This is a genomic window from Mesorhizobium sp. M7A.F.Ca.MR.176.00.0.0 (assembly GCF_004023165.1).
GTDB lineage: Bacteria > Pseudomonadota > Alphaproteobacteria > Rhizobiales > Rhizobiaceae > Mesorhizobium.
This window is the reverse complement of the sequence record NZ_RZTC01000208.1, coordinates 1-4,678: the sequence shown is the minus strand read 5'-3', so window position 1 is coordinate 4,678 and position 4,678 is coordinate 1. Positions and strand designations below refer to the sequence as shown.

Annotated in this window: 5 protein-coding genes; all 5 read left to right on the top strand. The window is 61.5% G+C overall.

What is annotated here, in order from left to right; all coding sequences use genetic code 11:
- Window positions 1-833: phosphopyruvate hydratase (locus EOB59_RS33635; protein ID WP_128290225.1), on the top strand; the 833-nt coding region annotated here is incomplete at its 5' end.
- Between the two features lie 162 nt (window positions 834-995).
- Window positions 996-1,319 carry a septum formation initiator family protein gene (locus tag EOB59_RS33630; protein WP_127270588.1) on the top strand — a complete coding sequence of 108 codons (324 nt, stop codon included), beginning with the start codon at window positions 996-998 and terminating at the stop codon, window positions 1,317-1,319.
- A 193-nt stretch (window positions 1,320-1,512) separates the two neighbouring features.
- Window positions 1,513-2,550 (top strand): pyruvate dehydrogenase (acetyl-transferring) E1 component subunit alpha, encoded by a 1,038-nt coding sequence (pdhA, locus tag EOB59_RS33625; protein ID WP_127272717.1) that lies wholly within the window; start codon window positions 1,513-1,515, stop codon window positions 2,548-2,550.
- Between the two features lie 15 nt (window positions 2,551-2,565).
- On the top strand, window positions 2,566-3,966 hold the full coding sequence (locus tag EOB59_RS33620; RefSeq protein ID WP_127294427.1) for a pyruvate dehydrogenase complex E1 component subunit beta: 1,401 nt from the start codon (window positions 2,566-2,568) through the stop codon (window positions 3,964-3,966).
- Window positions 3,967-3,984: 18 nt separating this feature from the next.
- Window positions 3,985-4,678, top strand: a 694-nt coding sequence (locus tag EOB59_RS33615; RefSeq protein WP_128290224.1) for a biotin/lipoyl-containing protein, incomplete at its 3' end; no start/stop codon positions are given.

Sequence of the window (4,678 nt, the reverse complement as noted above, 5' to 3'; positions counted from 1 at the left end):
TCATCAATGGCGGCGCGCATGCCGACAACCCGATCGATTTCCAGGAATTCATGATCCTGCCGATCGGCGCGCCGACGCTGCGCGAAGGTGTCCGCTGGGGTTCGGAAATCTTCCATACGCTGCGCAAGAAACTGAAGGACGCCGGCCACAACACCAATGTCGGCGACGAGGGCGGCTTTGCCCCGAACCTGAAAAGCGCGCCTGTGGCGCTCGATTTCATCATGGAATCGATCGAGCAGGCCGGCTTCAAGCCGGGCGACGAGATCGCGCTGGGCCTCGATTGCGCCGCGACCGAGTTCTTCAAGGACGGCAACTACGTCTATGAGGGCGAGAAGAAGACGCGCGATCCCAGGGCCCAGGCCAAATACCTGGCCAAGCTTGCCGCCGACTATCCGATCATCTCGATCGAGGACGGCTTGGCCGAGGACGACTGGGAAGGCTGGAAGTACCTGACCGGCCTGATCGGCAAGAAGACGCAGCTAGTCGGCGACGACCTGTTCGTCACCAATACGGCGCGGCTGCGCGACGGCATCCGCATGGGCGTTGCCAATTCGATCCTCGTCAAGGTCAACCAGATCGGCTCGCTGACGGAAACGCTCGACGCCGTAGAGACCGCGCACAAGGCCGGCTACACTGCCGTCATGTCGCACCGCTCGGGCGAAACCGAGGATTCGACCATCGCCGATCTCGCGGTTGCCACCAATTGCGGACAGATCAAGACAGGCTCGCTGTCGCGCTCCGACCGCATGGCCAAGTACAACCAGCTGATCCGCATCGAGGAAGAACTCGGCAAGCAGGCAAGCTATGCCGGCAAGTCGGTGGTCAAGGGCTGATCCAGAAACACCGGCTCATCGATACCGGACAAAAGGGCGGGAGCATTCCCGCCCTTTTTTGTTTCGACGCCGCCCAACAGGACACCCGTAACCGTCCGTTAAGCACAATCGGGCGAAAAAGATCGTGAGCCGCCTGAGTTCGCGGCCGCGAGGATTTGGATCATGTGGACGCGTCAGCACAAGCAGAGAAACACCGGCCGACTGATCATTCCCTCGCTTTGCGTGGCGTTCCTGGCCTATTTCGGCTTTCACGCCTATCACGGCGAATTCGGCATCTATTCGAAATATCAGCTGGAAGCCCAGACGGTGGCGCTGCAAGGCCAGCTCGATGTGATCAAGGCGCGCCGCATGGAACTCGAGCGCCGCGTTCGGTTGATGCATGAAGGCACGCTCGAAAAGGACATGCTCGATGAGCAGGCACGCAAGGCGCTCAATCTGTCCCAGGCTGACGAAATCACCATTATGTTGCCGACCTCGTCGAAATAACTGATTTCAAGTTAATCATCAATATTTTCAATGATTTTAATCGCTTAGGCGCATGCCAGCTATGCAAATTCGGCATGGCGCAACGCTTTGACGCGTGTTAGCCTCCCTTAAATCGGTGGGGAAGAGCTGATCTCCCCAGAGCAGATTTCATCTGCTCTAATGTCCACAAAGAGACGCCAACAGGGAGTGATGCATGGCCACCGCCGCCAGAAAAGCGCCTGCCAAATCCAAATCCGACGGCAAATCGGGGCTTTCGGCCCCCAAGCCTGCCGAATTCACCAAGGACGAAGAGCTTGCCGCTTACCGGCACATGCTGCTCATCCGTCGTTTCGAGGAAAAGGCCGGCCAGCTTTACGGCATGGGTTTCATCGGCGGCTTCTGCCACCTCTATATCGGCCAGGAAGCGGTCGTCACCGGCATGAAGATGGCACTGATCGATGGCGATCAGATGATCACCGCCTATCGCGACCACGGCCACATGCTGGCGATGGAACTGTCGCCGCGCGGCGTCATGGCCGAGTTGACCGGGCGTCGGGGCGGCCTGTCCCGGGGCAAGGGCGGCTCCATGCACATGTTCTCCAAGGAAAAGCACTTTTACGGCGGCCACGGCATCGTCGGCGCGCAGGTGTCGCTCGGCACGGGCTTGGCCTTCGCCAACCGCTACCGCGACAACAACAATGTTTCGCTGACCTATTTCGGCGATGGCGCGGCCAACCAGGGCCAGGTCTATGAAAGCTTCAACATGGCCTCGCTGTGGAAGCTGCCGGTGATCTACATCATCGAGAACAACCGCTATGCCATGGGCACCTCGGTGTCGCGCTCTTCGGCGGAAACCAATTTTTCGCACCGTGGCGCCTCGTTCAAGATTCCCGGCATCCAGGTCGACGGCATGGATGTCCGCGCCGTCAAGGCCGCCGGCGACCAGGCGACCGAATGGTGCCGCGCCGGCAATGGGCCGATCATTCTCGAAATGCAGACCTACCGCTATCGCGGTCACTCGATGTCCGACCCGGCCAAATACCGCTCGAAGGAAGAAGTGCAGAAGATGCGCTCGGACCATGACCCGATCGAGCAGGTCAAGGCACGGCTGATGGAAAAGAAGTGGGCGACCGAGGACGAGCTCAAGACCATCGACAAGGAGGTCCGCGACATTGTCGCGGATGCCGCCGAATTTGCCCAGAACGACGCGGAGCCGGATCCGTCCGAGCTCTGGACCGATATCGTATTGTAACGGGAGGGCAAGGACATGCCGATCGAAATTCTCATGCCCGCTCTCTCGCCGACCATGGAAGAGGGCAATCTTTCGAAGTGGTTGAAGAACGAGGGCGACAAAGTCGTCGCCGGCGACGTCATCGCCGAGATCGAGACCGACAAGGCGACGATGGAAGTCGAAGCCGTTGACGAAGGCACGCTGGGCAAGATCCTGATCGCCGCCGGTACCGAAGGCGTCAAGGTCAACACACCGATCGCCGTGCTGCTACAGGACGGCGAAAGTGCCGGGGATATCGGCAAGGCCGCGGCGCCCGCCAAGGCGGAAGCGCCTGCAAAGGCAGAGGCTCCGGCGGCCGCAGAGGATAAGGCGGAGGCCGCAAAGCCGGCTGCGCCGGTGGCTGCTGCTCCGAAGACGGAAATCGCCGCCGATCCGGACATTCCGGCCGGCACGGAAATGGTCTCGACCACGGTGCGCGAAGCGCTGCGCGATGCGATGGCCGAGGAAATGCGCCGCGACGGCGATGTCTTCGTCATGGGCGAGGAGGTTGCCGAATACCAGGGCGCCTACAAGATCACGCAAGGCCTGCTGCAGGAATTCGGGCCGCGGCGCGTCGTCGACACGCCGATCACCGAGCATGGCTTTGCCGGCGTTGGCGTGGGTGCGGCGATGGCCGGCCTGAAGCCGATCGTCGAGTTCATGACCTTCAACTTCGCCATGCAGGCGATCGACCAGATCATCAACTCGGCCGCCAAGACCCTCTATATGTCGGGCGGCCAGATGGGCGCGCCGATCGTGTTCCGTGGACCGAACGGCGCCGCCGCACGCGTCGCCGCTCAGCACTCGCAGTGCTATGCCGCCTGGTACAGCCACATTCCGGGCCTGAAAGTGGTGATGCCCTACACCGCCGCTGACGCCAAGGGCTTGTTGAAGGCAGCGATCCGCGATCCGAACCCGATCATCTTCCTCGAGAATGAAATCCTCTACGGTCAGTCCTTCGACGTGCCGAAGCTGGACGATTTCGTGCTGCCGATCGGCAAGGCGCGCATCCATAAATCAGGCAAGGATGTCACCATCGTCTCCTTCGGCATCGGCATGACCTATGCGGTCAAGGCTGAAGCGGAACTGCGTGGCCTTGGCATCGATGCCGAGATCATCGACTTGCGCACGATCCGGCCGCTCGATCTCGACACCATCATCGCCTCGGTCAAGAAGACCAACCGCCTGGTGGTGGTGGAGGAAGGTTATCCGCAGAACTCGGTCGGCGACCATATCGCCAACCAGGTGTCGCAGCGCGCCTTCGATTTTCTTGACGCGCCGGTCATCACCATCGCCGGCAAGGATGTGCCGATGCCTTATGCGGCGAACCTCGAGAAGCTGGCGTTGCCGAATGTCGGCGAAGTCATCGAGGCGGTCAAAGCCGTCACGTATCGCTGAACCGGGCGGGAGGACAAAATGCCAATCAACATCACCATGCCGGCCCTGTCGCCCACGATGGAAGAGGGCAATCTGTCCAAGTGGCTCGTCAAGGAAGGCGACAAGGTTTCGCCGGGCGATGTGATTGCCGAGATCGAGACCGACAAGGCGACGATGGAAGTCGAGGCTGTCGATGAGGGCACGGTTGCCAAGCTCGTCGTTCCCGCCGGCACCGAAGGCGTCAAGGTCAATGCGCTGATCGCCGTGCTCGCCGGAGAGGGCGAGGATGCGGGCGCTGCCGCGAAAAGCGGCGATACTGCCGCACCAGCCAAAGCCGAGACGCCGAAAGCGGAGGCTCCCAAGGCTGACGCACCGAAGGCTGAGACACCCAAGGCCGAACCGGTCGCGACCGCATCCAAGGCAGATGCGGCTCCGGTTGCCAACGGCCATGCGGCTGGCGAGCGCACCTTCGCGTCGCCGCTTGCACGCCGCATCGCGAAGGAGGCCGGTGTCGATGTGTCTGCCGTGACTGGCACCGGCCCACATGGCCGGGTGGTGAAGTCGGATGTCGACGCGGCGATTGCCGGTGGAGGTGCCCAGGCGGCGCCTGCCGCCAAGGCTCCTGCTGGCGCTCCTGCGCCTGCGGTAAAGGCGATGTCGGATGATCAGGTCCTGAAACTGTTCGAACAGGGCTCCTACGACCTCGTCCCGCATGACAATATGCGCAAGACCA